Origin of the sequence: Psychromicrobium lacuslunae (genome assembly GCF_000950575.1) — a bacterium.
Classification (GTDB): domain Bacteria; phylum Actinomycetota; class Actinomycetes; order Actinomycetales; family Micrococcaceae; genus Renibacterium; species Renibacterium lacuslunae.
Window position 1 is genome coordinate 2,961,274 of record NZ_CP011005.1, and the last position, 26,503, is coordinate 2,987,776.

The 26,503-nt window shown below is 59.2% G+C and carries 24 protein-coding genes; 11 read left to right on the plus strand and 13 right to left on the minus strand.

Annotated elements, in window-relative coordinates; translation table 11 throughout:
• Positions 1-21: 21 nt before the first annotated feature.
• Positions 22-1,029 (plus strand): EamA family transporter, encoded by a 1,008-nt coding sequence (locus tag UM93_RS13880; RefSeq protein ID WP_045076128.1) that lies wholly within the window; start codon positions 22-24, stop codon positions 1,027-1,029.
• Here UM93_RS13880 and UM93_RS17955 read toward each other — a convergent pair.
• Entirely contained in the window at positions 1,006-1,965 is a 960-nt protein-coding gene (locus UM93_RS17955) for a hypothetical protein (protein ID WP_052663808.1), read from the minus strand. The genes UM93_RS13880 and UM93_RS17955 overlap by 24 nt on opposite strands.
• Before the next feature lie 65 nt (positions 1,966-2,030).
• Here UM93_RS17955 and UM93_RS13890 point away from each other — a divergent pair, with 65 nt between their 5' ends.
• Positions 2,031-3,125, plus strand: coding sequence for a WD40/YVTN/BNR-like repeat-containing protein (locus UM93_RS13890; RefSeq protein WP_045076130.1), 1,095 nt, complete (start codon positions 2,031-2,033; stop codon positions 3,123-3,125).
• 6 nt (positions 3,126-3,131) lie between these two features.
• Complete coding sequence (locus tag UM93_RS13895; RefSeq protein WP_045076131.1) at positions 3,132-3,413, plus strand: MoaD/ThiS family protein; 282 nt, start codon at positions 3,132-3,134, stop codon at positions 3,411-3,413.
• Between the two features lie 58 nt (positions 3,414-3,471).
• Here UM93_RS13895 and UM93_RS13900 read toward each other — a convergent pair whose 3' ends face one another.
• The 3 genes from UM93_RS13900 to UM93_RS13910 are packed head-to-tail and all read right to left on the minus strand — an operon-like array spanning position 3,472 to position 6,721.
• Entirely contained in the window at positions 3,472-4,356 is an 885-nt protein-coding gene (locus UM93_RS13900) for a carbohydrate ABC transporter permease (RefSeq protein WP_045076132.1), read from the minus strand.
• Positions 4,353-5,339, minus strand: a complete 987-nt coding sequence (locus tag UM93_RS13905) for a carbohydrate ABC transporter permease (RefSeq protein WP_082057168.1) — start codon at positions 5,337-5,339, stop codon at positions 4,353-4,355. The genes UM93_RS13900 and UM93_RS13905 overlap by 4 nt, the downstream gene beginning before the upstream one ends.
• Entirely contained in the window at positions 5,336-6,721 is a 1,386-nt protein-coding gene (locus UM93_RS13910; RefSeq protein ID WP_045076134.1) for an ABC transporter substrate-binding protein, read from the minus strand. Before UM93_RS13910 ends, UM93_RS13905 begins: the two co-directional genes overlap by 4 nt.
• Positions 6,722-6,872: 151 nt before the next feature.
• On the opposite strand from UM93_RS13910, the gene UM93_RS13915 reads away from it, so the two are divergent.
• From UM93_RS13915 to UM93_RS13925, 3 genes are all read left to right on the plus strand, one after another.
• Positions 6,873-7,817 carry a sugar-binding transcriptional regulator gene (locus UM93_RS13915; protein ID WP_045076135.1) on the plus strand — a complete coding sequence of 315 codons (945 nt, stop codon included), beginning with the start codon at positions 6,873-6,875 and terminating at the stop codon, positions 7,815-7,817.
• Positions 7,814-9,217 (plus strand): xylulokinase, encoded by a 1,404-nt coding sequence (gene xylB / locus UM93_RS13920; RefSeq protein ID WP_045076136.1) that lies wholly within the window; start codon positions 7,814-7,816, stop codon positions 9,215-9,217. The genes UM93_RS13915 and xylB overlap by 4 nt, the downstream gene beginning before the upstream one ends.
• 64 nt (positions 9,218-9,281) lie before the next feature.
• A complete protein-coding gene (locus UM93_RS13925; protein WP_045076137.1) occupies positions 9,282-9,566 on the plus strand; it encodes a hypothetical protein in 285 nt (94 codons plus the stop codon).
• Here UM93_RS13925 and UM93_RS13930 read toward each other — a convergent pair.
• The 5 genes from UM93_RS13930 to UM93_RS13950 form a co-directional block, all read right to left on the minus strand.
• Positions 9,563-10,150, minus strand: a complete 588-nt coding sequence (locus tag UM93_RS13930) for an NADPH-dependent FMN reductase (RefSeq protein WP_045076138.1) — start codon at positions 10,148-10,150, stop codon at positions 9,563-9,565. The two genes, UM93_RS13925 and UM93_RS13930, sit on opposite strands and share 4 nt — an antisense overlap.
• Positions 10,147-11,643, minus strand: coding sequence for a mannitol dehydrogenase family protein (locus UM93_RS13935; protein WP_045076139.1), 1,497 nt, complete (start codon positions 11,641-11,643; stop codon positions 10,147-10,149). The genes UM93_RS13930 and UM93_RS13935 overlap by 4 nt, the downstream gene beginning before the upstream one ends.
• 207 nt (positions 11,644-11,850) lie before the next feature.
• The gene (locus UM93_RS13940) at positions 11,851-15,522 is read right to left on the minus strand and encodes an error-prone DNA polymerase (RefSeq protein ID WP_045076140.1); all 3,672 of its coding nucleotides are present in this window, start codon (positions 15,520-15,522) and stop codon (positions 11,851-11,853) included.
• Positions 15,523-15,556: 34 nt separating this feature from the next.
• Positions 15,557-17,125, minus strand: coding sequence for a DNA polymerase Y family protein (locus UM93_RS13945; RefSeq protein ID WP_045076142.1), 1,569 nt, complete (start codon positions 17,123-17,125; stop codon positions 15,557-15,559).
• Positions 17,122-17,925 carry a hypothetical protein gene (locus UM93_RS13950; RefSeq protein WP_157874156.1) on the minus strand — a complete coding sequence of 268 codons (804 nt, stop codon included), beginning with the start codon at positions 17,923-17,925 and terminating at the stop codon, positions 17,122-17,124. Before UM93_RS13950 ends, UM93_RS13945 begins: the two co-directional genes overlap by 4 nt.
• Before the next feature lie 91 nt (positions 17,926-18,016).
• Here UM93_RS13950 and UM93_RS13955 point away from each other — a divergent pair, with 91 nt between their 5' ends.
• A complete protein-coding gene (locus UM93_RS13955; RefSeq protein WP_045076144.1) occupies positions 18,017-18,769 on the plus strand; it encodes a LysR substrate-binding domain-containing protein in 753 nt (250 codons plus the stop codon).
• Here the strand turns inward: UM93_RS13955 and UM93_RS13960 are convergent.
• On the minus strand, positions 18,766-19,272 hold the full coding sequence (locus UM93_RS13960) for a MarR family winged helix-turn-helix transcriptional regulator (protein WP_045076145.1): 507 nt from the start codon (positions 19,270-19,272) through the stop codon (positions 18,766-18,768). The genes UM93_RS13955 and UM93_RS13960 overlap by 4 nt on opposite strands.
• Before the next feature lie 15 nt (positions 19,273-19,287).
• On the opposite strand from UM93_RS13960, the gene UM93_RS13965 reads away from it, so the two are divergent.
• Entirely contained in the window at positions 19,288-21,507 is a 2,220-nt protein-coding gene (locus tag UM93_RS13965) for an MMPL family transporter (RefSeq protein WP_082057169.1), read from the plus strand.
• A 145-nt stretch (positions 21,508-21,652) separates the two neighbouring features.
• Here the strand turns inward: UM93_RS13965 and UM93_RS13970 are convergent, their stop codons facing one another.
• The 3 genes from UM93_RS13970 to UM93_RS13980 all read right to left on the minus strand — a co-directional run bounded on the left by UM93_RS13970 (position 21,653) and on the right by UM93_RS13980 (position 24,318).
• The gene (locus tag UM93_RS13970) at positions 21,653-22,102 is read right to left on the minus strand and encodes a Dps family protein (RefSeq protein ID WP_045076146.1); all 450 of its coding nucleotides are present in this window, start codon (positions 22,100-22,102) and stop codon (positions 21,653-21,655) included.
• 41 nt (positions 22,103-22,143) lie between these two features.
• Positions 22,144-23,115, minus strand: a complete 972-nt coding sequence (locus tag UM93_RS13975; RefSeq protein ID WP_234399323.1) for a bile acid:sodium symporter family protein — start codon at positions 23,113-23,115, stop codon at positions 22,144-22,146.
• Between the two features lie 99 nt (positions 23,116-23,214).
• Positions 23,215-24,318, minus strand: coding sequence for a GTP pyrophosphokinase (locus tag UM93_RS13980; protein WP_045076149.1), 1,104 nt, complete (start codon positions 24,316-24,318; stop codon positions 23,215-23,217).
• Between the two features lie 95 nt (positions 24,319-24,413).
• Here UM93_RS13980 and UM93_RS13985 point away from each other — a divergent pair, with 95 nt between their 5' ends.
• The 3 genes from UM93_RS13985 to UM93_RS13995 all read left to right on the plus strand — a co-directional run bounded on the left by UM93_RS13985 (position 24,414) and on the right by UM93_RS13995 (position 26,492).
• Positions 24,414-25,148 (plus strand): glutamine amidotransferase, encoded by a 735-nt coding sequence (locus UM93_RS13985; protein WP_045076150.1) that lies wholly within the window; start codon positions 24,414-24,416, stop codon positions 25,146-25,148.
• Between the two features lie 9 nt (positions 25,149-25,157).
• Complete coding sequence (locus tag UM93_RS13990; RefSeq protein ID WP_045076151.1) at positions 25,158-25,904, plus strand: alpha/beta hydrolase; 747 nt, start codon at positions 25,158-25,160, stop codon at positions 25,902-25,904.
• 168 nt (positions 25,905-26,072) lie between these two features.
• Positions 26,073-26,492, plus strand: coding sequence for a VOC family protein (locus UM93_RS13995; protein ID WP_234399324.1), 420 nt, complete (start codon positions 26,073-26,075; stop codon positions 26,490-26,492).
• Positions 26,493-26,503 lie beyond the last annotated feature (11 nt).

Here is a 26,503-nt window from a genome sequence, read left to right on the forward strand (position 1 = left end):
ATGACACCCAAGGGGGCTCCAATGACCGGCACTTCGCGCACTTCACTCATCGGTTTCGGCTTTGCGCTAGCCTCCGCAGTGGCTTTTGGCTTTTCCGGCAGTTTTGCCAAATCTCTTTTTGATACCGGCTGGTCCTCCGGGGCAGCGATTCTGGGGCGCATCGGCGGCGCCGCCGTCGTGCTGCTGATCCCGGTGATCATTATGCTGGCTAAGCGCTGGCCAGCGGTGCGCGTCGAATTGCCGCGTATTGCGCTGTATGGGGTGGTGCCGATCGCGCTGTGCCAGCTCTTTTTCTTCAATGCCGTGCAGCACCTCTCGGTGGGCGTTGCGCTGCTGCTCGAGTACCTTTCGCCCGTGCTGCTGGTGCTTTACAGCTGGGCCCGCAGCCGCAAGCACCCCGGCATCCCGACCATTGCTGGCACCGTCAGTGCGGTGGCCGGCCTGTTGCTGGTGCTGGATTTGAGCGGTAGCCAATCAGTCGATCTGATCGGGGTGCTCTGGGGCTTAGCAGCAGCAGTCTGCTCGGCGTTCTACTTTGTGATGTCTGCGCATCAGGCGGAAGGCGTTCCGCCGGTGCTGATGATTGGTGGCGGCCTAATCGTCGGGGCGCTGTTGATTTTGGCGCTCGGAGTTTTTGGCGTGATGCCGATGACTTTCAGCACGCAGAATGTGGTGTTCGCCGGCCAGAGTGTGAGTTGGCTGGTCCCAGTGCTCGGCTTGGCCCTGCTCGGGACTGTTTTTGCCTACATCACCGGTGTGCTCTCGGTACGCCGGCTCGGCACCCGGGTTTCTTCCTTTGTGTCGCTGATGGAAGTGCTTTTCGCGGTGCTTTGGGCGTGGCTGCTACTTTCGGAGCTGCCGCACCCCATTCAGTTGTTCGGCGGTCTGCTGATTATGCTCGGCGTCGTGCTGGTGCGGATTGGTGAGCTGCGTGCCAATGCTGAACTACCGCAGGCTCCTGAAGTGCTGCCTGAACCAAGCAGTAGCAGTCTGGGAACGCCAACGTCAGGCGCGTTGAGCCACCACTAAGAAGCCAGCTTCGGCGACTGCTTCGCCGATCTCGGTCTGCTCTAGCGCGCGATCCGAGTAGATGGTTGCCGTCGAAATACCTTCGACGGCAACCGAAATGGTGACCGTCTGGACCCCGGGCAGTGCCTGAAGTTCGTCAATCACCGAGCCGATGCCACGGTCCGGGGTTATTCCAGAAATGGCCACCGTGGTGGTCAGTAGAGTCCCCGAGGTCGAGTGCTCGGTGGCTTTCTCTTTTCGTCCGAGCCGCATTTCAAAGCCATCCAGGATGAGTTCTACCCGCTCCAGGAGGTTCAGATACATGTCTTGTTCCATCGAGCGTGCGGTTTGCCGGGCCAGACGTTGATCCTGGCTTAGCCAGGCGTCCCGATTCTCGTCCCGAACTGTGGTGCCGTGTCGACCTTTCGAGCTGAAAATTTGCTCGGTGATCATTGAGCTAATGGTGACATGTGCCAGCAGGTCGACGGCCATATTCGCGTCCTCGGCGCTGAAACCGAATCCCAGCAGGTCGACAGCCACTTTAGTCAGTCGGTCGATAACGCTCTGCGGAGAGGGGCGCATTAGTTCGAGCTCCTGGCTGAGGCCCGGATGTTTTTCCAGGAATTTCCAAAAGCTGACTGAGTAGTCGAGAAGATATTTTCGCCAGTTACCTTCTGGCTCCGGCCATTCTTGATTGGCTAGCGCGAAGTCAACGGCGAGCCGGATTAGATCGGCACGGTCGGTGATATGTCGGTAAAGCGAGCTTTGTGCGACGCCAAGTCGCTTGGCGACCTTAGTGGAGGAGATACCGTCTAACTCGGCCAGTGCGGCCTCGCCGATGGTTGCCCGTGAAATCAGCGCTGGGCGGCCGACGCTTTGTTTTCCCGAAGAGTTCTTTTGCTGCATTTTCCCTTCCCCGACAATGGCTTCGCCATTGTCCCCGACTACTTTGTCCACCTTACGCCGGTAGGCAATGCGCGGTAGGCATTGCACGATGGGGTGCTGAGTGGTCGAATGGGTAGATGAATAGCTCGAACAGCGTAGTTCTGGCCATTGGAACCAAAAAAGGCCTCTGGCTTGCCCAAAGTGAGGATCGCCAGCACTGGCGGGTCTCCGAACCGCATTTCTTTATGCAGGAAATTCCCTCGATCGCTATTGACACTCGTCAGGGCTGCCGTCTGATGGTCGGCGTTCGTTCCGAGCACTGGGGGCCCACTGTTGCCCATTCGGATGATCTAGGTTCGACCTGGACCGAGCCCGAGGAAGGTGCAATCCGGTTTGCCGCCACTGACGACGCCGCCTTGGAACGCGTTTGGCAACTGCAGCCCGGCGGTGCCCACGAACCCGGCGTGGTCTGGGCCGGTTGCGAACCGATTTCGGTGTGGAAGTCTACCGACGGCGGTGAACACTTTGAGCTCAATCGAGGGCTCTGGGATCACCCGCACCGCTCGGAGTGGGGCGCCGGATTTGGCGGTGCGGCGGTGCACACCGTACTACCCCCTACCGAGAACTCGGAGCGGGTATTGGTGGCGATGAGCACCGGTGGTGTTTATCGTTCTGAGGACGGTGGCACCTCGTGGCAGCCGCGAAATCAGGGCATATCTGCCTATTTCATGCCGGACCCGCAGCCGGAGTTCGGCCAGTGCGTGCATAAGATCGCGCGGGACGCCGGTACGGCAAGTACCTTGTATGCGCAGAATCACCATGGGGTGTACCGGTCCGAGGACAACGGTGATCACTGGGGTTCAATTGCCGACGGTCTGCCCGCCGATTTTGGTTTTGTGATGCTGACGCACCCGCGCCGCGCCGGTACCGCCTGGGTGATTCCAATTAAGGCCGATGGGGAACGGATTCCACCGGAAGGCAAGCTTGCGGTGCACCGTACCGATGACGGCGGCAGCAGCTGGAAACGGCTCGATCAAGGCCTCCCGCAATTCGAGTACAACGTGGTGTTGCGCGACGCCGCTGCGGTCGACGATGCCGAGACGGTGGGTGTTTACTTCGGCACTCGCGGTGGTTCGGTCTACGCCAGTGCCGATGAAGGAGAGAGCTTCAGCGAGGTGCTTTCACACCTGCCCGATGTGCTCTGCGTGCGGGCCGCAGTTGTTCAGGTTTGAGCAGGAATGCCAACCGTCGTCATTCCCAGTGTGCTGCGTCAGTACACTCTGGAACAGGCTGAATTGCGGCTCCCCGATCGCTCAGCGATGACGCTGGCCAGCATCTTCGATCAACTTGCCGAGGACTTTCCAGCTTTTAACCGCAAAGTTCGGGACGAGACCGGGGCGTTGCGACGCTTCGTTAACGTGTACCTAGACGGCGAGGAATCACGGCGGTTGAACGGCTTGGAGAGCGAAGTTCGAGCCGGTGCTGAAGTACTGATCATCCAGTCGGTGGCTGGCGGCTGATGTCCGGTGAGGGCTAGGCCGCCCAGTGCCGAGTGCCTAGCCAGAGCGCCAGCAGGTATTACTTGACCGCGCCCATCGACAAGCCGCGGACCAACTGCTTTTGAGCGATCCAACCGGCGATCACCACCGGCAGCGAGGCGAGCACCGAAGCGGCCGAGAGCTTCGCCAGGAAGAGCCCCTCGCTGGTCATCTGAGAGACCAAGAACACCGGCACCGTGGCGGCATTGGCCGCGGTCAGGTTCAAGGCGAAGAAGAATTCATTCCAGGCGAAGATCACGCAAATCAAAGCGGTAGCGGCCAGCCCGGGAGCCACCATCGGGACCAGAATGGTGCGTAGGGTTTTGAGCAGACCTGCGCCGTCCATTTGAGCGGCTTCGAGGACTTCGGCTGGCACTTCTTGGAAGAAGGAGCGCATCATCCAGACCGCGATGGGCAGGTTCATCGAGGTGTAGAGCACCACCAAGGTGCCAATATTGTCGAGCACTTTAAGCTGCCCGGCAATCACGTAGATCGGCATGATCACTGCCACCACTGGCAGCATTTTGGTGGAGATGAAGAAGAAGAGCACATCCGAGGTTTTCTTCACCGGCCGGATGCTGAGCGCGTAGGAGGCCGGTACGGCGAGAATAATCACCAAAATCGTCGAGAGCCCAGTGGCGATCAGGGAGTTGAGGAAGTAGCTGCCCGCACCGGCGCTGAGAACTGCAGAGAACTGATCGAGCGTTGGTGCAAAGATGAACTTGGGCGGCGTGGAGGCGGCATCTGATTCCTGCTTGAAAGCGGTCAGCACCATCCAAAGCACCGGGGCGAAGAAGATCAGTGCGATCAGCCAGGTAAGGGTGGTGAGCGCCGAAGCGCCAACCTTGCTCTTTCTGGCCCGTGAGTTCTCGCTCCGTTGCTTCAGCGGGCGGGCGGGGGTGCGGCTGCTAACGGTGGCGGTCATAGCGCGTCCTTGGTGTCGAAGCTGCGGAAGATCAAGCGCAGGGCAAAGGTGGCGATCACGATGGTGGCAATCACTGTTACCACGCCCATCGCGGCGGATTGGCCAATGTCGAAGCCGAGGAAGGCTCGCTGATAAATATAGAAGGGCAAATTGGCGCTCGCCGTGCCTGGCCCGCCAGCGGTCATCAGATAGATCTGATCGAAGGTATTCACCACGTAGATGGCGCCGAGCAAGACACCGAGTTCAATGTAGCGACGTAGCTGCGGCAAGGTGACAAAGGCAAAGGTTTTCCACCAACCGGCGCCGTCGATCTGTGCCGCCTCGAGAACATCCTTAGGTTGTGCCTGCAGCCCGGCTAGCACCAGCAGCATCATGAACGGCGTCCACTGCCAGACCAGGGCGATCAGAATTGATAGCACCGGATACTTGGAGGTCCAATCCACCGCCGGGAGGCCAAGCAGCGAAGTGAGCCAGTTGACTAGGCCAAAACTCGGGTTGAGCATCGAGACGCTCCACAGCGTGGCGGAAGCGGCTGGCATGATCAAAAAAGGTGTGATCAGCAGGGTGCGCACCACCGAGCGGCCGCGGAAGCTGCGGTCCAGCAGGATCGCCAAGAAAATGCCGAGAATCATGGCGACCAGTACGCAAGCCAGGGTGATCAGCACGGAATTTAGGGCCGCACTACGGAAGGTCGAGTTCAAGAAAATATCGGCGTAGTTCTTGAGGAAGACGAATTGGTCACTCCCCGGTCGCAACAGATTCCAGTTCCGCAGTGAGTACCAGATGGTGAGGAGGAAGGGCACCTGGGTGACCACAATGGTGAAGATCAGCGCTGGCAACAGCGGAGCCCGGCGTCGCCAGCCCTCTGCGGCTGAAAAGTTCAGCGATGGATCGACGGCCTGGGACTTCCGCCCCCTGGTGCCACGGCGTGAACCCGACGAGCCGAGCTTGGCTGGGTTAATAGTTGTCTTAGCTGTTGTCATTGGCCGGCCGCCGTTCCATTGTGCTGCTTCTGGTAGGACTCAGCGACCACCTGAGCATACTGTTGGGCCTGGGCGAGCGCTTCTTTGACGGTTTTTTGCCCCGCGATAGCGGCCGATATCTGTTGCGCAACCTGGGTACCCAGATCCTGGAACTCCGGGATGCCAACGAACTGGAGCCCCGAGTAGGGGACCTTATGCAGCATCGAATTCGACTGCGAAGCGTTGTTCATTGCATCCAGCGTTGGCTTGGCGTAGGCCTTAGCGATCTGGGCGTACTCGGGCAATTGATAGGTGGAGAGCCTGCTTCCGGGTGGCACCCGTTCCCAGCCGATCTTCTCGCCAACCAATTTGATGTAGTCCTTATTCGTCATCCAGGAGACGAAGTCCCAGGCGGCGTCCTTGTGCTGCGAAACTTGCGGGATGGCGAGCGACCAGCTGTACAGCCAGCCGGCCGATTGAGTGTTTTTGGTTGGTGCGGGGGCATAGCCGGTGAGTCCTGAAACTTTAGAGGACTTCGGATCCTCAACCGAGGAGACCATTGCGGTCGCGTCGTACCACATTGCCGCTTTGCCTTGGCTGTAACGGGTGATGCAGTCACCGTAGCCACTGGTCGCTGCCCCCGGTTGCCCCGAGGTGTTCAGCAGATTTACATAATCGTTGACCGCCGACTCCACCTCAGGCGAGTCCAGCTTGGCATTCCAGTCCTGATCGAACCACTGACCGCCGTAGGTGTTGATCATGGTGTCAAGGGGGGCCATTACTTCGCCCCAGCCGGCCAGGCCGCGGAGACAGATGCCGGCGAAGTCATTCTTGGGATCATTGAGCTTGGTCGCGAAGTTTTTAATATCGTCCCAACTGGGCTTGGCTGGCATGGTCAGACCGGCTTTTTCAAACAAGTCTTTGCGATAGGCGAGGAACGAGGATTCGCCGTAGAAGGGCACCGAGTAGAGCTGACCCTGATAACTAAGCGCATCCTTGATATTGGGGATGAAGTCATTCGCATCGTAGCCGGCTGTCTTATCGGCGTAGGGCTGAAGATTAGTGATCCAGCCGTTCTCGGCCCACATTTGGGTTTCGTAGTTGGAGATCATCACCACGTCGAACTCGCCGCCGCCGGTGGCCACCGAGGCGGTAATCTTGGCGCGCGCTTCGTTTTCCGGAAGTGAGACAAAGCGGACGTTGACGTCGGGGTGGGCTTGGCGGAATTCCTGCTGCAGGCTGATCGCGTCTTTCATCTGCGGGTTCGCCACAATGGCTACCGTAATGCTGGTTTTGGCGTCCACGGCGGCGGAGCAGCCCGCCAGCAGCAACACTGCGGTGCTGAGCGCCGCGCACAGGCCGAGCCAGCGACGTCGCAAAGCTCTGCTTCGAGGTATCTTCATCGATGGCCTTCTCTGTCGACAACACAATCACTCATATGAGCTTTCTTGGTAGCTCATTTGTTAAGTGACCTTAGTCATATATGATCATTTGAGCAAGAGGTTTCGCTCATTCGTCTTGGTATGACGTACGGATATTGGGGCACGAGAAGCAATGACAGTAAGTGCATCTGATCACGAGGGCTTGCTCGCCCTGATCGGCAAGGACTATTACCTGGACAACCTGTCCAAGGTGCAGATTGCCGAGCGCTATGGAATCTCCCGTTTTCAAGTGGCGCGGTTATTGGACGAAGCGCGTGCGGAGGGGATCGTCAAAATAGAGGTCCGATTCCCAGGCAGTCCGGAACTGGTTGATCAGCACGCGCTTGCCGAGAAACTCGGGGTGAAGAAGCTAGTGCTGACTCGCTCGCTCAGTGATGAGCTGCAGCAGCGAGACTTGCTAGCGCAGGCAGTGGCCAATGAGCTGATGAAGTCCACCAAGTCAGGTATGACGGTAGGGGTTTCCTGGTCTCGTACTCTCGACATGGCGGCTCGGCATGTTACTGAACTGCCGCGTTGCGAGGTGGTGCAGCTCGCCGGCGCGCTGCCCGGTTCCGGCAATTCAAACCCCCTCGAACTGGTGCAGCGTTTAGGCCGGGTTTCGAACGGCACGGTGTGGCCGCTTTGGGCACCGTTAGTGGTGGATAGTGCGAGGACGGCGAACGGGCTGCGACAGCAACCGGAGATCTCTAGCGCGCTGACTAAAGCTGATTCGCTTGATCTGGCCGCGGTGGCTATTGGTTCCTGGGGGCCAGCGCTCTCCACGGTCTGGGACCGTGTCGATAATGTGGTGCGGCATAGCGCCCTCAAGGCCGGTGCGGTGGCCGAATGTTCGGGCCGTCTGCTCGCCGCTGACGGTCGCCCGGTGCGCTCGGAGCTCGACTCGCGGGTGCTCGCGGTGAGCGTCGAGCAGTTGCAACGAACGCCTACCGTGATCGCGGTGGCTCAGGGCGCCGCTCGAGCGACAGCGGTCTATGCCGCTATCGCTGCGGGTATCGTGAGCACCCTGGTGATCGATGAGTCCTTAGCCGCTGAGCTGCTGAAGAAGTTAGCCGCATGAAGCGGGTAGTGGGAGTTGATTCTTCAACCCAATCCACCAAGGTTGTGGTGGTTTCCGCTGAGACCGGCGAGTTGCTTGCTGCCGGCTCCGCCGCGCACCCCGACGGTACCGCCGTCGATCCGCGGGTCTGGACCTCGGCCCTGCAAGAGGCTTGGGCGGCGGGCCGGGTGACAGATTTCGGCAGCTCGGTGCTGGCGGCCTCGGTGGCCGCACAGCAACACGGCATGGTGGCGCTGGATCACGGCAATCATCCGGTTTTTGACGCATTGCTCTGGAACGATACCCGGAGTGCGCCCGAAGCAGAGCGGATGGTGGCGGAGCTCGGTGCAGCCGAGTGGGCAAAACGCACCGGTCTGGTTCCGGTACCCTCCTTCACACTGACCAAATTAGCCTGGCTCTCTCGCCAGCACCCCGAACTGGCAGCTCAGGTGGCACGAGTTTGCTTACCCCACGACTGGTTGAACCTGCAATTGGCTGGCACTTTCAGCACCGACCGCAGCGATGCCTCCGGAACCGGTTATTTCGATCCGGTCGGCAACACTTATCTACCGGAGCTAATGCAGCGATACTTTGGCGCGGTTCCTGAACTTCCCACTGTGCTGGCGCCCGAGCAACAGGCTGGTCGGCTATTAGATGAATGGGGACTGCCGAACGCTGTATTGGCCGCTGGGGCGGGCGATAACGCGGCGGCAGCGCTCGGCTTAGGCCTAGCCGAAGGGGAAGTGGTGCTTTCGGTGGGCACCTCCGGCACTGTTTTCAGCTCCTCGGGAACACCGACTCACGACGCCAGCGGTCAGATCGCGGGTTTTGCTGATGCCACCGGTCAATATCTTCCGCTGCTTGCCATGCTGAACTCAGCGCGTACCTTGAGCGCCACCGCGACTATGCTGCAGGTCGACCTAGCAGAGCTGGACCGCCTGGCTTTGGCCGCACCGGTCGACGCCGATGGTTTGCTGTTACTGCCCTATTTGGACGGCGAACGTACGCCGAACCTGCCGACCGCCAGCGGGACCCTGCTTGGTTTACGCCGTTCGACGATGACGCCGGAGAATCTGGCCCGGGCCGCAGTGTTGGCGGTGCTGAACTCACTGGCAGACGCGGTCGACCTGATCAAGGCTGCCGGAGTTCCGGTGCAGCGGGTGCTTTTGATCGGTGGCGGCTCGAAATCCGTGGCATTGCGACAGGCCGCGGCTTCTGTGCTGGGAGTTGACATTGAGATTCCGGCTGCCGCGGAGTATGTCGCACTCGGGGCGGCACGGCAGGCAGCCTGGGCAGCGACCGGCGAGCTGCCGCAGTGGAAGCGACGGATCGAGCAGCGATTTGCACCCGAGCAGAGTGATTGGGGTGCCGAGTTGCGCGGCCGATACCAGGAATCGCGGAAGGCGGTTTACGGAGTCTGAGATCCTTCAGAGCCTCGACACTCCAGATCTCCGGTAATAACCTTTTCTCAACGAGGGGGTAGCCATGGCGCATTCGAGGCAGTTGCACACGGGGAAGCTCAGTCTCTGGTGGCGGACGGTGATCAGCGTGCTTTGCGGGGCCGTCGGCGGCCTGCTGATGTATCCGATCCAAGCCATTGATAAGTGTCCGAAATTCGATCCGGATACCGGCTCGAGAATCGACTTCTGCGATTTCCCCAGAGTGAGCATCAGCGGAATTATTGGTTTCGAATACTTATGGTTATTCGCGGCGCTACTGGTTGCTGTCGTCGTTTTCCTACTGCTGAGGCTGGTTAGGGAGCGTCGCTAGATCTCCCAGTCCGAGGAGTAGCTGCGGGAGCTAAGTCGCTCCGCCAATTCGGCATGTACCACCGAAGTTTTAGCCAATCGGGCAGCGCGCTCGGGCGTAAGATCGCCGGACTCTTGCCAATCTCGCTCGGTGGTGTAAACCATGTAGGGGTTTATCACGCATTTGAAGTCGAGCATCATTGAAGCGGCTAGTTCAGTGAAGGCCATATAGCTGTGCGGCAGTCCGCCCGCGCAGAGAAAAGTCACCACTTTATCGAACCAGGCTGCCTTCCGGTCGGAATCGGTCGCTCCGGTCGCTTCAATGAAATTCTTGGCGCTGGCTCCGAGCGACCAGTTATAAACCGGGGCCGCAATAGCGATAGCGTCCGCGCTGCTGACCACCTCGTGCAGCGTTTGGTATTGCTGACTGGTGAAGATTTCGTGATTGTCGAAGAAGCCGAGCTTCAGCTCGGAGAGATCGATGAGCTCGGAGTGATGACCCAGTTGGCGAAATTGTTGTGCGGCGAGATCCGCCAGCCGGCGGCTCCGGCTTTGCGGGTCCAGGCTGGTGGAGATAACGGGTAGCTTGAGCGGAGAGGTTGTCATCCTTGGGCGGCCGTTTGCAGGCTCTGCACGGTGGCTCGGGAGCCCACTCGGTGTAGATCGTCCAGCGCCGTTGAATAAGCCGCGACAAACCGTTCGTTATCGATCAAATCACCGAATACCGCACGGTTGGCGATGAAGGCGAGTTTATCGCCGTCCGGACTGTCGGGGACCTGCCGCGCCGCAGCGGCCATGAGTTCGTCCCTGAGCTGATCGACAATGGTAATTGGTTCACCGGCTTCGTCGATACCCTCGGCGTAGCGCGCCCAGGAGGCAACGATCGCCGCACTACGGCTGATTTCGCCACCATTATCGAGATTGATCCGAACCACCGGCAGCAACCATTTGGGAATCCGATCCGAGCTTTCAGCACACAACCGAGCAAGCGTATCGCGCACGTATTCATTGGAAAAACGCTCGATCAAGGTGCGTTTATAGGCCGGCAGATCAACCCCGGGCAGCGGCGCCAAGGTGGGGGTGGCTTCTAGATCCATGTAGTCCATTAGGAAATCGGCAAACAGCGGGTCTTGGCAGACCTCGTGAGCGTAGCGGTAACCGGCCAGATAACCGAAATAGCACTGTCCCTGGTGGCTGGCGTTGAGCAGCCGTAGCTTCATCAATTCATAGGGTTCTACATCCTCGACCAGCTGGACACCGACATCCTGGTAGCTGGGCCGGCCATCGCTGAAATGATCTTCGAGCACCCACTGCGCGAAGGGTTCGCAAACCACCGGCCACTCGTCTTCCACACCGAACTCCTCGGCGATGTTAGCGCGATCTTCATCGGTGGTGACCGGGGTGATCCGATCCACCATTGAGTTCGGGAAGGGCACCTCGGTGGCCATCCACTCGGCAAAGGCAGGATCCTTGAGTGCCGCGTAAGCGCCGAACATCTTTTTCGCGACGTCGCCATTGCCCTGAATATTGTCGCAGGACATCACGGTGAAAGGGGGCACGCCGCGTTCGCGACGCCGGATCAGCGCTTCAATTACCAGACCGAAGCTAGTTTTCGGTGCGGCCCCGGGTTGCAAATCGTGCTGTACATCGGGATTTTCGGCATTGAATTCACCGGTCACATGATGGAAGTTGTAGCCGCCTTCGGTGACAGTCAGCGAGACGATCCGCACCTCGGGGGAGGCCATTTTCTCGATCACGGCCTCCGGGTCAGCCGGGGCGAAAAGGTACTCGGCAATGGAACCGATCACTCGTGCTTCCCGGCTACCATCAGGGTTCTTGAGTACCAGGGTGTAAAGGCAGTCCTGGCGTTGCATTACCTGAGCCATATTTTCGTCGTGCGGTAAGACGCCGACCCCACAAATCGCCCAGTCCAGGGCCTTGCCCTGATTCATCAGGCGATCCAGATACATCGCCTGATGAGCACGATGAAAGCCGCCGACGCCGAAGTGCACGATGCCGGTGCGCAGCTGGGAGCGGTCGTAGCTGGGGACGGCCAATTGCTGGGGGAGCTCTGCCAGAGCTGCTTGCGTGAGTTTCACGGGCGAAAAATCCTTGGCTTGCCAGATGGTGTTTCTCGGAGTCTACCGCCTCTGTCAGCGCTTGGCTTCAGATGAGCGACCGCCCGGCGTTCCTTTAGTTCTTGCCTCAGTAATTGATTACTGAGGGTGCGCGGAAGCATTGGGGTTAGTGAGCTGCTCAGACCAGTTTCAGCTCGCTCAGTACGGTCCCTGGCTAACAGTTCCTGGCTAGCGAAAATCTCGCGAGTGCATCTGTACCGGTAACGTGAGCTCCTCGAAATGATCAGCCAGCAGATTCGTCACTCCCTCAGCGGAGCGCTCCAGAATGCCTCGAACAATTAACCCGGCTGACTCTCTGACTACTCGACGGTGCCGGTTCCAAGCTCCTTCTGAGCAGACCACGTTGATCAGCCCGGTCTCGTCTTCGACATTGATGAAGGTCGTGCTGTTCGCGGTTGCCGGGCGTTGTCGATGCGTTACCACCCCGGCGACTCGGATCCTGCGCCCGGGCTCTAGGGTTTTCAAATCGAGGGCGCGGGCGATGCCTTGCTTTTGCAGTTCCTTTCTGAGGTGCCGGAGCGGGTGATCTTTGGGCGAAATGCCGGTGGTCCAGATATCCGAAACCAGCTGATCCAATTCGGTGAAGACCGGCAGCATCGGGGCCTCGTACTGTAATGCGATGCCCGGTAGCTGATCAGCACGCTCTTGAGAAGCTGGCCCGGCCTGCCAAAGGGCTTCCCTCCGGCTGTTGATTAAGGATTCAAGGGCTCCGGCCGCGGCCAGCGCCTCCAACTGAGCGGTGCTGGGCTCCACTCGACGGGAGAGGTCAGCCAGATCGCTAAAAGGTGCCTTTGCGCGTTCTGCCACAATGCGTTCGGCCAGCGTGCTGCTGACCGCCTTAATGCTGGAAAGCCCTAGCCGCACTACGTGGGCCTTGTCCCGGCGGTGGTCGGCTAAGTGGTGATCGGCGTCCTTATCGAAGTTTCGGATTGCTGGCTGCTCGTGCTCCAAGCAGGAGGCAAGGCCGCTGACCAGATGACTGTTATGACAGTTATGATCGTTACTCTGCGTAGTTGCTTCGGTAGCGGGACTGGCCGGGTGGCCGATGTCAGGTGAGTGATTTGATGACCGTCCGCTCGTAGTGATTTCAGGTTCATCGGCGGGCTCGGTCAGGAATTCAAGCCCCGCCTCGACGCCGGAACGCAGTAGGTCTGGGCCCCTCACCTCGACACCGTGCCGTCGGGCGTCCTCCACCAAGGTGCGCGCGGAGTAGAAACCCATGGGCTGGGAGCGTAAGAGTGAAGCCAGAAAAGCTGCCGGGTAGTGCAATCGCAACCAGGCGCTGACGTAGACCAGCAAGGCGAAACTAATCGAGTGGCTCTCGGCAAAACCAAAGTTCGCAAAGGCGGCGATCTGTTGGTAGATCCCCTCAGCAGCCTCGCCAGTGATGCCATTTTCGGCCATTCCGTTGAAGAGTTTGGCTTTGAGGGATTCAATGCGTTCCTCGCCGCGTTTGGAGCCCATCGCCCGGCGCAGCAGATCGGCGTCCTCCGGTGTGCAGTTACCGACCGCGATGGCCATTTGCATCAGCTGCTCCTGGAAGATGGGAACCCCTAGCGTGCGCTTCAAGACCGGTTCCAGTAGCGGATGATCGTAACTGATCTCTGCCTCGGGATCGAGAACTCTGGCAGCGCGTTGCCGCATATAGGGATGCACTGCCCCACCCTGGATCGGGCCGGGCCGGACCAAGGCCACCTCGACCACCAAGTCGTAAAATTTGCGGGGCTTGAGTCTCGGCAGAATGCTGATCTGGGCGCGGCTTTCGACCTGGAAAACCCCAATGCTATCGGCCAGGCAGAGCTGATCGTAGACGGCCTGCTCCTCTTTGGGGATGGTGTCCAGAGTCCATTGTTCACCGTAGTTATCCCGAACCAGATCGAAGCAGTGTTGCAGTGCGGCGAGCATGCCTAGGCCGAGCAGATCGAACTTCACCAGCCCCATATAGGCGCAAGCATCCTTATCCCACTGCAACACGGTACGGTTCTCCATCCGGGCATGCTCAATCGGACAGATCTCGCTGACCGGACGCTCGGTAAGCACCATGCCGCCGGAGTGGATCCCCAAATGCCGGGGAAATTTACTAATATCAGCGGCCAGGCGTTGCACCTCCTCTGGGATGTCGTTCTCCGGTTCGGTGGTGTGGGTCTTGGGCAGGCCTTGCAGAGCTTTGGAACGCACGCCATAAGCCGCACGCACGCTGCCGCCATAAGGATTTTCCAGTTGCTTCGACCAAGCATCTTGCTGACCGCTGGAATAGCCCAGTGCCTTTGCCATATCGCGAACCGCGAATTTGGGCCGGTAACTGATCACATTGGCTACCTGGGCGGCGTTCAACCGACCATAAGTTTCGTAGACGTGCTGAATCACTTCTTCGCGGCGGCGCGCGTCGAAGTCCACGTCAATATCGGGTTCCTCGTCCCGGATGCTGGAAAGGAAGCGTTCAAAGGGCAGGTCGTATTTGATCGAATCGACGGCGGTGATGCCGAGCAAATAGCAGACCGCCGAGTTTGCCGCCGAGCCCCGGCCCTGGCAGAGGATGCCTTGCTTCTTGGCGTACTGCACGATCTCGTGCACGATCAGGAAATAGCCTGGAAAGTCCTTCGCCTCGATCACCGCCAGTTCATTCTCAATCCGCTGACGTTTCTCCTCGCTGAGATCCGGGTACTTCTCGGCCGCCCCTCGCCAGACTTCGTTCCGCAGATGACTCATCTGAGTTTCACCCTCCGGCAGCGCCAGCTTAGGCAGCCGGGGCTTGGCTTTATTGAGCGGAAAGGCTAATTGCTCGGCGAGCTGGACGCTATAGCCGACGGCGCTGCTGCCGTCCTGATTACGAAACCGGCCAAAGCGGTTCTCCATTTCTGCGCCGCTACGCATGAAAGCGCCTGGGCCGGAGGGTAGCCAGCCATCTAGCTCGTCCAGACTGCGCCGGGCCCGGACGGCGGCTAGAGCCGCTGCGGTGCGATGCTGTTCCGGCCGGGCGTAATGCACATTATTGGTGGCCACCACGGGCAGACCGAGCCTTGCGGCGATACCTGCCAGCAGGTCATTAGTGGCGCTGTCCTGCGGGTTGCCGTGATCGTAGAGTTCTACGACGACGTTTTCCGCGCCGAAGAGTGCCACTAAGTTGCTGACTTCCCGCTCGGCTGCGGCCCCGCCGTCCTGCTCGGTCAATCCAGCAGCTAATGCTCGGCGCACCGCACCCTTACGGCAACCGGTCAAAATCAGCCAGTGACCGTCCGCCCAATTGGCCAATTCGCTGAGTTGGTAACGCGGCCGCCCCTTCTGCGCACCATGAGCCAATTGGCCCTGGGTGATGGCGCTGGAAAGCCGGTGATAGCCCTCGATGCCACGGGCCAGAATGAGCAGGTGGTTACCTTCCGGATCGGCCTCGCCGTTTTGCGGTTTGCTCAGACCTAGGGAGAGTTCGGCACCGTAGATCGTTTTGAGTTGCGGGTAGCTGGCAGCAGCCTCAGCCATAATGGCGGCCCCGTAGAGACCGTCGTGATCAGTGATCGCTAGGGCATGCAGGCCGAGACGGACGGCTTCCTCGACCAGTTCAGCGGGCTCCGAGGCGCCGTCGAGGAAACTGAAATTCGAGTGCGCATGCAGTTCGGCATAGGGCAGCACCGGGCCCGCCGGGGGGCCGATCTCAGCCGGAATATAGGGCGGGCGATGATAGCTCCAGGCCGGGGCATCGCCACCGTCAACCTCAGGATAGGCCGCGTTTAAGGATTGCGACGCTTTCCCTGCTTCATTCTTTTCCGGATGGTTGAGAGCTGGTCGGCCGGAAAGCTTCCGTTCAAATTCTTTCCAGGGCATTGGAGGGTTATGCCATCCCATGCTGTACCTCCGGAAATCTCATAGTGAGTGACATTTAGTCATACCTCGCTTCTGCGAGCCATTCGCCGGCCTGGCAAAACAAGAGCCAGCCGGTATCGGCACTATCCACGATCTGGAAACGATGGATTTGCTGGTCCGCGGCGTCCCACCAGCGTTCATCGACCGGCCATGGGCCAGCCCAAGCATTAATCAGCCGCTGCTGGGTTTTTGCGACACCAGAAGAGGCCGGTGGATCGAAAAAAGCGGGTGATCCGGAGAGCTGTAGACGCTGATTTACCGTAATGGGCTGCCCTGCGGCGTCTAATACTGTTACGGCTGGCGGGTGTTCGAAGAGAGTCGCGGGTGCTGGTCCGGAGAGCGCACCAGGCCACGGCTGGGAACGACTTTTTTGCTCGGCAACGAGCGGCGGCGAATCGCCCCAAGGAATCAAAACACGGCGTTGTGCCAGCATTCGACCGCCGGTCAGTACCGCTGTCAGCACTGCTCCGTGACCTACCATGCTCTGAATCCGGGAGAGCCCGTGATGAACGCGTTCCTGCGGACCGTTTCCCCATAAACCTCTGGCATGGGCGGCGCGATCATCGGTAGTCTCCGGGCTCAACACCACTTTGACAATGCCGGAGCTCAGTTCCGCGTCCAGAGTTGTCGGCACCCCGACGCTACCTTGCAATTGCCATCGAACTCGATCTAGAACGTCTTCAGCATCGAAGAACTGCGGGTGCTTCCAGACCCGCTCCAGCTGCTCTCCGGAGTCGCTAAAGAGTTGCACTCTGAGTTCGGTGCAGACCTGACCAGTCTCAGCAATGCCATCGATAAATTTCTCCGCCGATGTTTTGACCGCAAAAGCCAGCTGATCAACGCGCTCTAAAGCGGGTTCAAAGCTGAGCGCAATATCCATATTTCGTGGTGGGGTGCGGGGTCTTACTGCTCGCGGGTCCAGGCCGCGGGCTAGTAAATGTGCCCGAGCGCCCTCTTCGCCAAAACGGTTTCGTACCTTCCGGTCGGTGAGCGCGGCAAAATCGCCCAAGGTTTGCAAGCCTAGCCTCTGCAGCAGGGTGGCGAGCTCGGGCTGAGCTAAAACGTCCAATCCCAGGGTCGAGAGAAAATCCGGCGAAGCACCGGGGGCCACAATACGACTGGTGCTAGTTTTTCGGGCAGCCTGTTCAGCGGCAAAAATACCGTCCGCAATGCCTACGCTGACCCAGGGGATGCCTAATCCCAATAAGCTCTCACGCAATACGTCCGCTGCTTGCTGTTCACCGCCAAAGTAGCGGGCCGGACCCTTAGCCCGAATCGCGCAGGTGCCGGGCCTCAGCACCTGGACTCCGGGCATAATCTGTTCAATGGCAGCCAGTATTGGCGCGAAAGCTCGGCTATCTATCGCGGGATCGTAGTCAAGAACTTCCAGCGTGGTGCATCGAGCCTGAGCTTCTCTGACTTTCAAGCCACGTTTCACCCCGTGCTGCCGTGCCGCGGCGGAGCAAGCGAAAACTTCCCCCCGGTCCACCAGCGCCAATGGTTTTTCAGGGTCTAGACCTTGCTCTTGAATCACCGCGGTAACCGGCCAGTCCGGACACCACAGCACGATGGCTCGGTGGTTCATCGTCCCACCGCCAGGGTCAGCGCGGGATGCTGCAGGGGCTCGGACTGCGTCTTCTCGGATTGAGTTCCGGAGAGTGCCTGCGAACCCGGCAGCTGCGGCATCGAACCTGGCAGCCTCAGTTCGGCACGTTTTTCGGCTCGATTCTTCCGGCTTCGCCAGGCCGCAGCTACAGTTATGCTTCGACCGTTCAGCTGGCCGTGGCCTTGATCGAGGCCCTGCCAGGAGTTCCCGGCGGCTCGGAGTTCCGCCTCGGCGGTAGACCAAGGAGCTTGGCTGATTAAGACGGCTTCGCGTTGTCGCAAACGGGCGCTGAGTCTGGCCATTTGACCGGCAGAAGGCTGGGCCGGGGGATTGATGAGTACCGCAGCGGTGATGTCGACCAGGGCCGCGGTGACCGCTAACCAATTTTCGCCGGGATGAGGGATGAGTACTAGGTGCGCTAGGTCGATGCCGAACTCCGCGGCCGCCTCAACGTTGAAGTCCGGTACCCCGACCACGCCGCACCACAGGCCCGCCGAAGAAGGTCCGGCGAGCATCGCGATCGCAATGCTAGTGGAGTTCTGTACTGCATAACTGCTGCCAGCCTGCAGTGTTCCAGCTGGTAAGAGTGGCCGAAGGTCGGGGTGAGTCGGTAGGCTGCGAGTTTCTAGTCGTGAGCCCTGCGCCTGGTGAATTTGAGACTGTAGCTGCTGGATCGCTTCCCCAGACGGCATGGCGGAACCCATCCCGGACACGGCAGAGAGTTGAGATTTGCGGCGTGTCGCAATCTCGAACTGACGTTCCTGTGGTAAAGCGCTCATCTATCTATATTCGAAGATATGTTCGATCATGTCAACTAGTAAAGCAGCGAGCTCCGACTGTTTTGGCGCGGCAGTCAACTAGGCTTGTTCCGTGCTACGCATTGGATTTGTGCCGGGAGTGAGCCCGGATAAGTGGTTTCATCGCTGGGCTGAGAGGCATCCGGAGAACCCGCTTGAATATCAGCTGCTCGCTGTTCAGGAACAGCGCTCTGCGTTGCTGGAGAATCGGTTCGAGCTGTGTTTCGTGCGCCTGCCGATAGACCGGGATCAGTTGCACGTGATTCCGCTCTATCGGGAGATTGGCGTAGTGCTTGCGCCTAAGGATCATGAGATTACGGCGTTTGATGAGCTGGAGCTCAAAGATTTGGTTGACGAGAATCTGCTGCCAACTGCTGAGGGGGCGGAGGCTATCGAGGCCGCCTTGGATCTGGTGCAGGCGGGGGCCGGCTTATTACTGCTACCGCAATCTCTAGCGCGGCATCATCATCGCCAGCAACTGCGGTACCGCCCGGTACTGGATGCGCCAGAGAGTGAGATTGGCTTGGCCTGGCTTGCTGACCGGGAGGAGCCAGAGATTGAAGAATTTATCGGCGTCGTCAGGGGGCGTACCGTGAATAGCTCACGGCAAGAGCCGACCCCACCACAAAAACAGCAAAAACAGCAGAAGAAGTCAGCGGGTCAAAATGCTGACGGTAAACAAGGGCAGCAGTCCCGCCGCTCCGGGGCGAAGTCGTCGGTGAAATCGTCGGCGAAGTCGGCTGCTACTAAGCGAGCGGGTAAACCCAGTAAACCCAGTAAACCCAGTAAATCTGGTAAGCCCGGTAAGTCAGGAAAGCGACGCTAGTCTTTCCTCGATGGCTCTAGTTTCACCGGTGTTTTGCTGACTTCATCTTGCGCCGCCTTGGTTGCGCTGATCATATCGTCGATGAACTGCCGCACCAGCGCCAACTGATCTTCAGAATAGTTAGACATGCTTCGGCGCATCTGCTCGGCGAGTGGCGAAAACAGTCTGCGTCCCATCTCCTGAGCGGGCGGTGTGCTGACAATATGCACTTGGCGACGGTCCACAGCATCTCTTTTTCGCTCCACATGTCCGGCCCGGTCGAGCCGATCCACGAGTGCCGTGGTGGCTGGCGAGCTGAGTCCTAACTCGTGCCCTAGCTTTCCAGCTGTCACTGCTTCACCAGAGATTTGGGATTTGGACAGTACGCCAAGGGCGTTTAGATGTGTTCTGTGCAGGCCGTGTCGAGAGCTCACTACTTCGACGAATCTGTCGGCTTGCACCGTAAGCTCGCGGAGCAGCAAGGTTAGCTCTAACTGGCTTTGCTGTATTTCTTGCTGATTCATTGTATTATCTCCACTATGGAGAGACTAGATGATGGAAATAGTACCAGTAGTCCCCGAGAACGTTCTGCCTCTGAATATTACAAGAGTGCCAAGACGCGCGGGGATTTTTCTCCACGACGTTGGCTTCGGATCACGCTGCCAGCGCTGATCCTGGTGCTCTGGTTGGTCGCCGCGAGCTTTGGTGGGCCAACCTTTGGCAAGCTCTCAGGCGTCTCGACGAATGACCAAGCCAGCTTCCTGCCGGCTAGTGCAGAGTCCACAAAAGCCTCGGAGTGGCAGCAGAAGTTCTCAGATACTCAAGCGGTGCCGGCGATCATCCTGATCACCGCCGAGAAGAAATTAAGTCCAGAGCAGCTCGGAGTGCTGGCCAAGGCGAGTAGTAATTTTGCCGAGGTGGGAGGAGTGCAGGCTCCGCAGCCCCCGGCGACTAGTTCAATTGCCGGTCCTATTCCGTCTCAGGACGGCTTGGCGGTCGAATTCATTGTGCCGGTCAGCAAGGACGCGGAGAGCAAAACGGTGATTGCAAAGTTGCGCACCGTGGCCAATGATCTCGCTCCGGATGGGATGCGCGCCTACGTCACCGGGCCAGCCGGATTGAGCGCCGATTTGGTCAGCGCTTTCGGTGGCATTGACGGCATTCTTTTAGTGGTAGCGCTCGCCGCAGTGCTGGTGATTTTGCTGATTGTCTACCGCTCCATTGTCTTGCCGTTTATCGTGCTCTTGACCTCAGTTTTTGCGCTCACCGGAGCGATCCTGCTGGTTTACGCTTTCGCCAGCTGGGGCTGGATTACGTTGAACGGTCAGAGTCAAGGAATTCTGAGCATTCTGGTGATTGGCGCGGCCACTGACTATTCGCTGCTTTTAGTCTCGCGTTTCCGCGAGGCACTTGAGCACACCGAGCAGCGCTGGGCCGCCATTGGCCGAGCCATCCGGGGTGCCTGGGAGCCAATTCTGGCTTCCGGTGGTACCGTCATCGTTGCCCTGCTGTGTCTACTGATCTCGGACCTCAATTCGAATCGCAGCCTCGGCCCCATTGCCGCCATCGGCATCGTCTTTTCGCTCGCGGCAGCGCTAACTTTCCTACCCGCACTTTTAGTCGTATTTGGCCGGGTGGCTTTCTGGCCGTTCAAACCGAAACTGCAGGAAGCCTCGGACCAGCATCATCAGCACCGGGCCGAGGTTTCAGGCCTGGAGGGAATCAGCGGGCTGTGGGCCCGGGTGGGCGGCTTGATTTCGCGACGCCCTCGGTGGAGCTGGATTATCGCCTCAGTCCTTTTGCTGGCCGGCGCGGCCGGGGTGCTGCAACTACAAGCCAACGGTGTTCCGCAGACGGCGCTCATCCTCAAGCAGTCAGACGCCGTCGATGGCCAGCAGGCACTAGCTAAGCATTTCGATGCCGGTAGCGGCAGTCCTCTGGTAGTGATTGTGCCGCAGGGCTCCGCCCAAGAGGCAATCAAAACCTTGACCGCGAACGCCAATATTTCCGATGCCACTGCCTACCAAGGGCCCGGCCGTCCGGCTCAGGGTGCGCCAGCTGTGGTCAAAGATGGCAAGGAAATGATCGACGCTACGCTGACCGTGCCAGCTGACTCGGCGGAGGCCGAAGAAACGGTCAAAGAGCTGCGCCAGGCTTTCAGTGGCAAAGACGTTCTGATCGGTGGAGTGACCGCGGTGGCGCTAGACACCAATCAGACCGCCCAACAGGACTTACTCAAAATCATCCCGATTGTGTTACTGGTGATCCTCTTCATCCTGATGCTCTTGCTGCGTTCGGTGCTCGCGCCGGTGCTGTTGATTGGTTCAGTGGTGTTGAGCTATCTCGCTGCCCTAGGCGTCTCAGCGCTGGTGTTCAACCAGATCTTCCACTTTCCTGGCGCGGACGCAGCGGTGCCGCTCTTCAGCTTCGTTTTCCTGGTGGCGCTCGGCGTGGATTACAACATTTTCCTGATGACCCGGGTGCGGGAGGAGTCATTCAAGCTGGGCACTCGGCCCGGCGTGCTGCGGGGGCTGGGCGTCACCGGTGGGGTGATCACCTCCGCGGGGGTAGTGCTCGCGGCTACCTTCGCCGCTCTCGGGGTAATCCCGATTCTCTTTCTGGCGCAGATTTCATTCATCGTGGCTTTCGGCGTCCTGGTGGACACCGTGCTGGTGCGTTCCATCCTGGTGCCAGCCCTGGCCTACGATATCGGCAAAGCCATTTGGTGGCCTTCGAAGCTATCCCGGCAGGCCAAGTAGTCCGGACCAGTCCCTACGCTCCCGCCGAGCCTCCATCGAGTGTGCAGCTCTACACGATTTGAACGCCGTTTAACGTGTAGAGCTGCACACTCGATAAGGAAGGGGGCGATGAGGAAGCGGGCGAGGAACTGGGAGCAATCCTTGCTTAGGCGCTCATATTTTCGGCGCCGACCATCCAGGAGTACTGCTCCAGCTTCTCAATAATCGCGTGCAGCAAATCTGCCGAGGTGGGGTCTTCGGCGTCGACCTCGTCGTGCACTCGGCGAGCCGTGGCTGCCGCGGCATCGAGCCGTTCCACCACCAGGTCAACGGCCTTGCCGGTATCGACCAGCCCCGACGGGAAAGCAGGCAATGCGGTACTAGCGGTAACTGTCGCCGTGCGGCCATCCGGCACCGCGTGCAGCGCTCGCATCCGCTCTGCAATGGTGTCGGAAAATTCCCGTGCGTCGGCGATGATCTCGTCGAGCTGCAAGTGCAGATCACGGAAGTTCTTGCCCACGATATTCCAGTGAGCCTGCTTGCCTTGGACATGAAGTTCGATCAGATCGACCAGAACTGACTGGAGATTTGCGCTGAGAGTTTCGGACGCTTTCATAACTTTTCCTCCAAAAATGTAGGGGTTACTACTCTTCGAGCCTAGGCCGATGCTCCCTGAGCTTCAACCGAGGCTGGGCTTGGTTCGCTGGGTTCGGCCCGTCGAGCCATAAAAGCGGCAACAATCGCTCCGGAGACGTTATGCCAGACCGAGAAGATCGCGGCGGGAAGTGCAGCGAGGGGTGAGAAGTGAGCTGTCGCCAGCGAGGAGGCTAGCCCGGAGTTCTGCATGCCGACCTCGAAGGCCAGCGCGCGGCGGGCGCGTACATCCAAGCCGCCCAGCTTTCCGGCTAGGTAGCCCAAGCCGAGGCCGAAAGCATTGTGTAGCACCACGGCGAGGAAGACCACCCCAGCGGCGCTGGCGATCTTGCTGGCGCTGCCAGCCACCACAATGGCGACAATAAAGGCGATCACCAGTGCGGAGATCCAGGGCAGCGCCGGCAAAACTTTGGCCACCAGTTTCTTCAGGAAAAGTCGTACCAAGAGACCGGCAATGACCGGAATTAAGACGGTCTTGACGATGTCAAGCACCATTGCCCCGGCGTCGATATTGAGGAAGCTACCGGCCAGCAAGAGCACCAGGGCGGGCGTGACCAGCGGGGCGATCAGCGTTGAGACGGTGGCCACCGCGACGGAGAGCGCGACATCGCCTTTCGCTAAGAAGGCCATTACATTCGAGGCGGTGCCGCTCGGCGCGCAACCCACCAGAATGACACCGGCCGCAAGAGCTGGGTCCAGGTGCAGAGCGACGGCGATCAGCCAACCAGCGCCCGGCATAATCACGTAGTGAGCCAGGATACCGAGACCAACCGCCCAGGGGCGACGCACAACGGAGGCGAAATCGGGCGGAGTCAGGGTCAGCCCCATGCAGAACATAATCACGCCGAGCAAATACGGCACTGCTGGAGCCATTGGGGTGAAACCACCGGGCCAGAGGAAACCCAGAATCCCGGCAGCAATCACCAGCAGCGGGAACACGGTAACAGCAACTTTGGCGCGACGTTCTTCGATCACTTTTCTATTCTTTCCGTCGAGTGTGCAGATCTACATGGTTTGAAGCTCTCAAAACGTGTAGATCTGCACACTCGGCCATGAGTCAATGGGTGGAGTTTGCTAGTTACCCCGGGACTTTCGATAACTGAGCATTTGCCGCCAGCGTCGTTGCAGGCTTTCTCGGCGACTGTTCCCGGCTTCGCCGGAAGCGGTGAGTTCAATGTGCACAGGACCGTACCGCCAGAGCAAGAGATCATCCAGCAGCCGGTCGGGGCCGGGTGAATATCGATGGTCCAGCGCGGTCCGCACATCAATAATCGATTCGGACTGCAGCAAATCGGCCAGGTCGATGGTCTTGGTTAGCCCGTGCGCGGCCAATAGTTCAGCCGCCCAGCCCCAGTCGTCGTCGGACTTCCGATCCACGTGTGGCAGCAGCGTTACCCAGATCTCTTTAATCCGTTCCGGGGTGAGTGGTTGCTGGCCTTCTCCGTCCTCGTCCCAATAACTCGTCACCGTCTCGTATCGCTCGTGGAGCTCAGAGAATGCCGACTCAACGGCTTCCAACATGGCTGCGGTAGCGGTGAACTGTCGATCGAAGTAAGGGCTCCAAGCCCGCCGGTCCTCGGCCTTGAAACGAATATCGTGCTCAATCTCGCTCCAAGCGTGGGCGAAAACGGTACGGATCTGACATTCGAAGAGGTAGCTACCGTTAGGCTTTACGGCACCCTCAAGCTGCTCCTGAAACTCGCGCACCACCGGATTTTGAATGCTGCGCAAAATCAAGTGCCGACTCGAATATCCATAAGTGCCGGACTCGATGGAGCCGATGTCCTTTTCCCGGTCCCCACGGCAGTCGAAGGTATGCCTCTGCCGCTTGATCAAATTGGCCGCCATGGCGTTTTCGCTGGGTAACGTGGTGATCACCCGGACGCCGACCAGATCGGTGAGGTTACGGAGCGGTTCGGGAAACTGCAGTACCGGTTCGCCGTCCGGCTCAGTGGCTTCAAGCATTCGGGAGGCCTTCTCTCGAAAGGACTCAACCGTTTTGGTCCGGCTGGAGACGAAGAGCGGTTTGGCTTCGGCCTCAGCGAAAATTTCCCGAATTCTGGTTTCCATTTCAGCGGTAACCAGTTTCAAAGCCGGCCTAATCCGGGCATACTCTGCCACGCTCGCGGCCACCGATGGGCGCAGGCGTTCATCGAGGCGTTCCCAATTGCTGGCCATGGCATGAGCTTAACACCGTAGCCCCGGTAACCGAGATATCCAGCGGCAGAACCCCCTGCTCGGCTGATATAGAACTGATGTGAAACCATGGAAGGGTGAAGCCATTCCTGCTGATCTCTACCCGTGCCGAGGATGCTGCTGCCCTAGAGGAAGCGCAGGCTTTCGCGCGCTACACCGGTTTGAGTAAGCAATTGCTACATTGGCACCGACTGGAAGCATCGCCGCTGCCGAAGGTTCGGCTAGCAGACTATTCGGGCATCATTCTGGGTGGTAGTCCGTTCAACTCCTCCGATCCATCCTCCTATAAAAGCCCAACCCAAAATCGGGTTGAAGCTGAACTGAGCTGGCTTTTGGATGAGGTAGTGGCGCTGGATTTCCCCTTTCTTGGTGCTTGTTACGGGGTGGGCACGCTGGGTAAACACCAGGGCGCTGTGATTGATAAGAAGTTTGGCGAACCCATTGGGCCGGTTGAGATTGAATTGAGCGACGACGGAATGGCGGACCCACTGCTGAGCGGTCTGCCACGACGATTCCAAGCCTTCGTGGGGCATAAAGAGGCTTGTTCGGTTTTGCCGCCGGAGGCCACCTTGCTCGCTTCCTCAGAGAGCTGCCGAGTACAGATGTTTCGGGTCCGAAAGAACCTCTACGCAACTCAGTTCCATCCCGAACTAGACGTGGTGGGTTTGCTGACCCGGATCGATGTCTACCGGCATGCCGGATATTTCCCAGCCGAAGAATTCGAGCAAGTGAAGAATCGTGCGCTCGCCGCGAAGGTGCTCGAACCCGCTCGGATTTTACGGAATTTCGCTGAATATTACGGCCGGGAGTAGGGGGCGAGGATGCGAACCATCAACTACGGGGATGATCCGAGTCAATACGGGGAGCTGAGCGTGCCCGCTCCGGAATCGGGCCGCCGGGCCGGTCTCGCGATAATCATCCACGGCGGCTACTGGCGCTCGCGCTATGGCGCTGAGCTGGGCCGGCCGCTGGCCGCAGACCTGGCCGCACACGGCGTGACAAGCTGGAACTTGGAGTACCGTCGGGCCGGAAACGGTGGGGGCTGGCCGGAAACTTTTGAGGACGTGGCTGCCGGAATCGATATTTTGTGCGATCTCGAAGTGGATCTGTACAAAGTTGTTATTGTCGGCCATTCCGCCGGCGGTCATTTGGCCACTTGGGCTGCTGGCCGGGCGAAGCTGCCAGCCGGTGTTCCAGGGGCTGAGCCAAGGCTGCTGCCAGATGCGGTGGTGAGCCAATCAGGATTGCTTGACCTGGGGACGGCACGACAGCTTGGTCTGAGCGACGGCGCAGTGCTTAATTTTCTGGGTGGGCACCCTGATGATCCCCGCTATCATTGGGCCGATCCGATCCAGCAGGTACCGGTGCCAGCCAAGATTTGGGCGGTTTACGGCGAGGCGGACGATACGGTTCCGGCCCAGCTTTCCAAGGACTACCTGGCGGCTGCCCGGGCGGCCGGGGGAGACGCTGAATTGGTGGCGGTGCCGGGGGACCATTTCGCCTTGATCGATCCGACCACGGTGGCTTGGCGGAGCTGCCGGGAGTTGGTGCTGCGCGAATTGCTTTGATGAGTAGGGCAGCTCGACCGCGGGACCCGGTCAACTGTGGGAGGCGGTCAACCGCGGGAACTGGCCAACTGTGGGAACTGGCCAACTGTGGGAACTGGCCAACTGTGGCTTTGGGATCAGCGTGGACAATGCCTTGTCAGCTAACGGAAAGATTGATTTGCTAGAGGGATGCTGGGGCTTAGCGGCGCTGGCATTCTGACTCAGGAGAAAATCATCACAGTTAGCTTTAATCACACCATTATTGCCGCCAAAGATCGGCACGAATCAGCTAAGTTCTATAGGGATATTTTTGGCCTCCCGGAGGCGCTCAGCTGGGGGCCGTTTATTAATATTCAGCTTGACGACGGGGTATTGCTGCAGTTCGCGGAACCGCCAGTTGAAATCCAGATGCAGCATTACGCTTTCCTGGTGGATGACGATCGCTTTGACCGGGCTTACACCTGGTTGCAAGAAAACGGCGTCGAGCATTGGGCTGACCCGCAGCGGCAGCGGCCGAATGAAACCAACACCGAGCACGGCGGCCGAGGGGTTTATTTTATGGACCCGGCGGGGCACGGGCTGGAGATCATCACTCGACCATATTTCTGATCCGCGAGTTG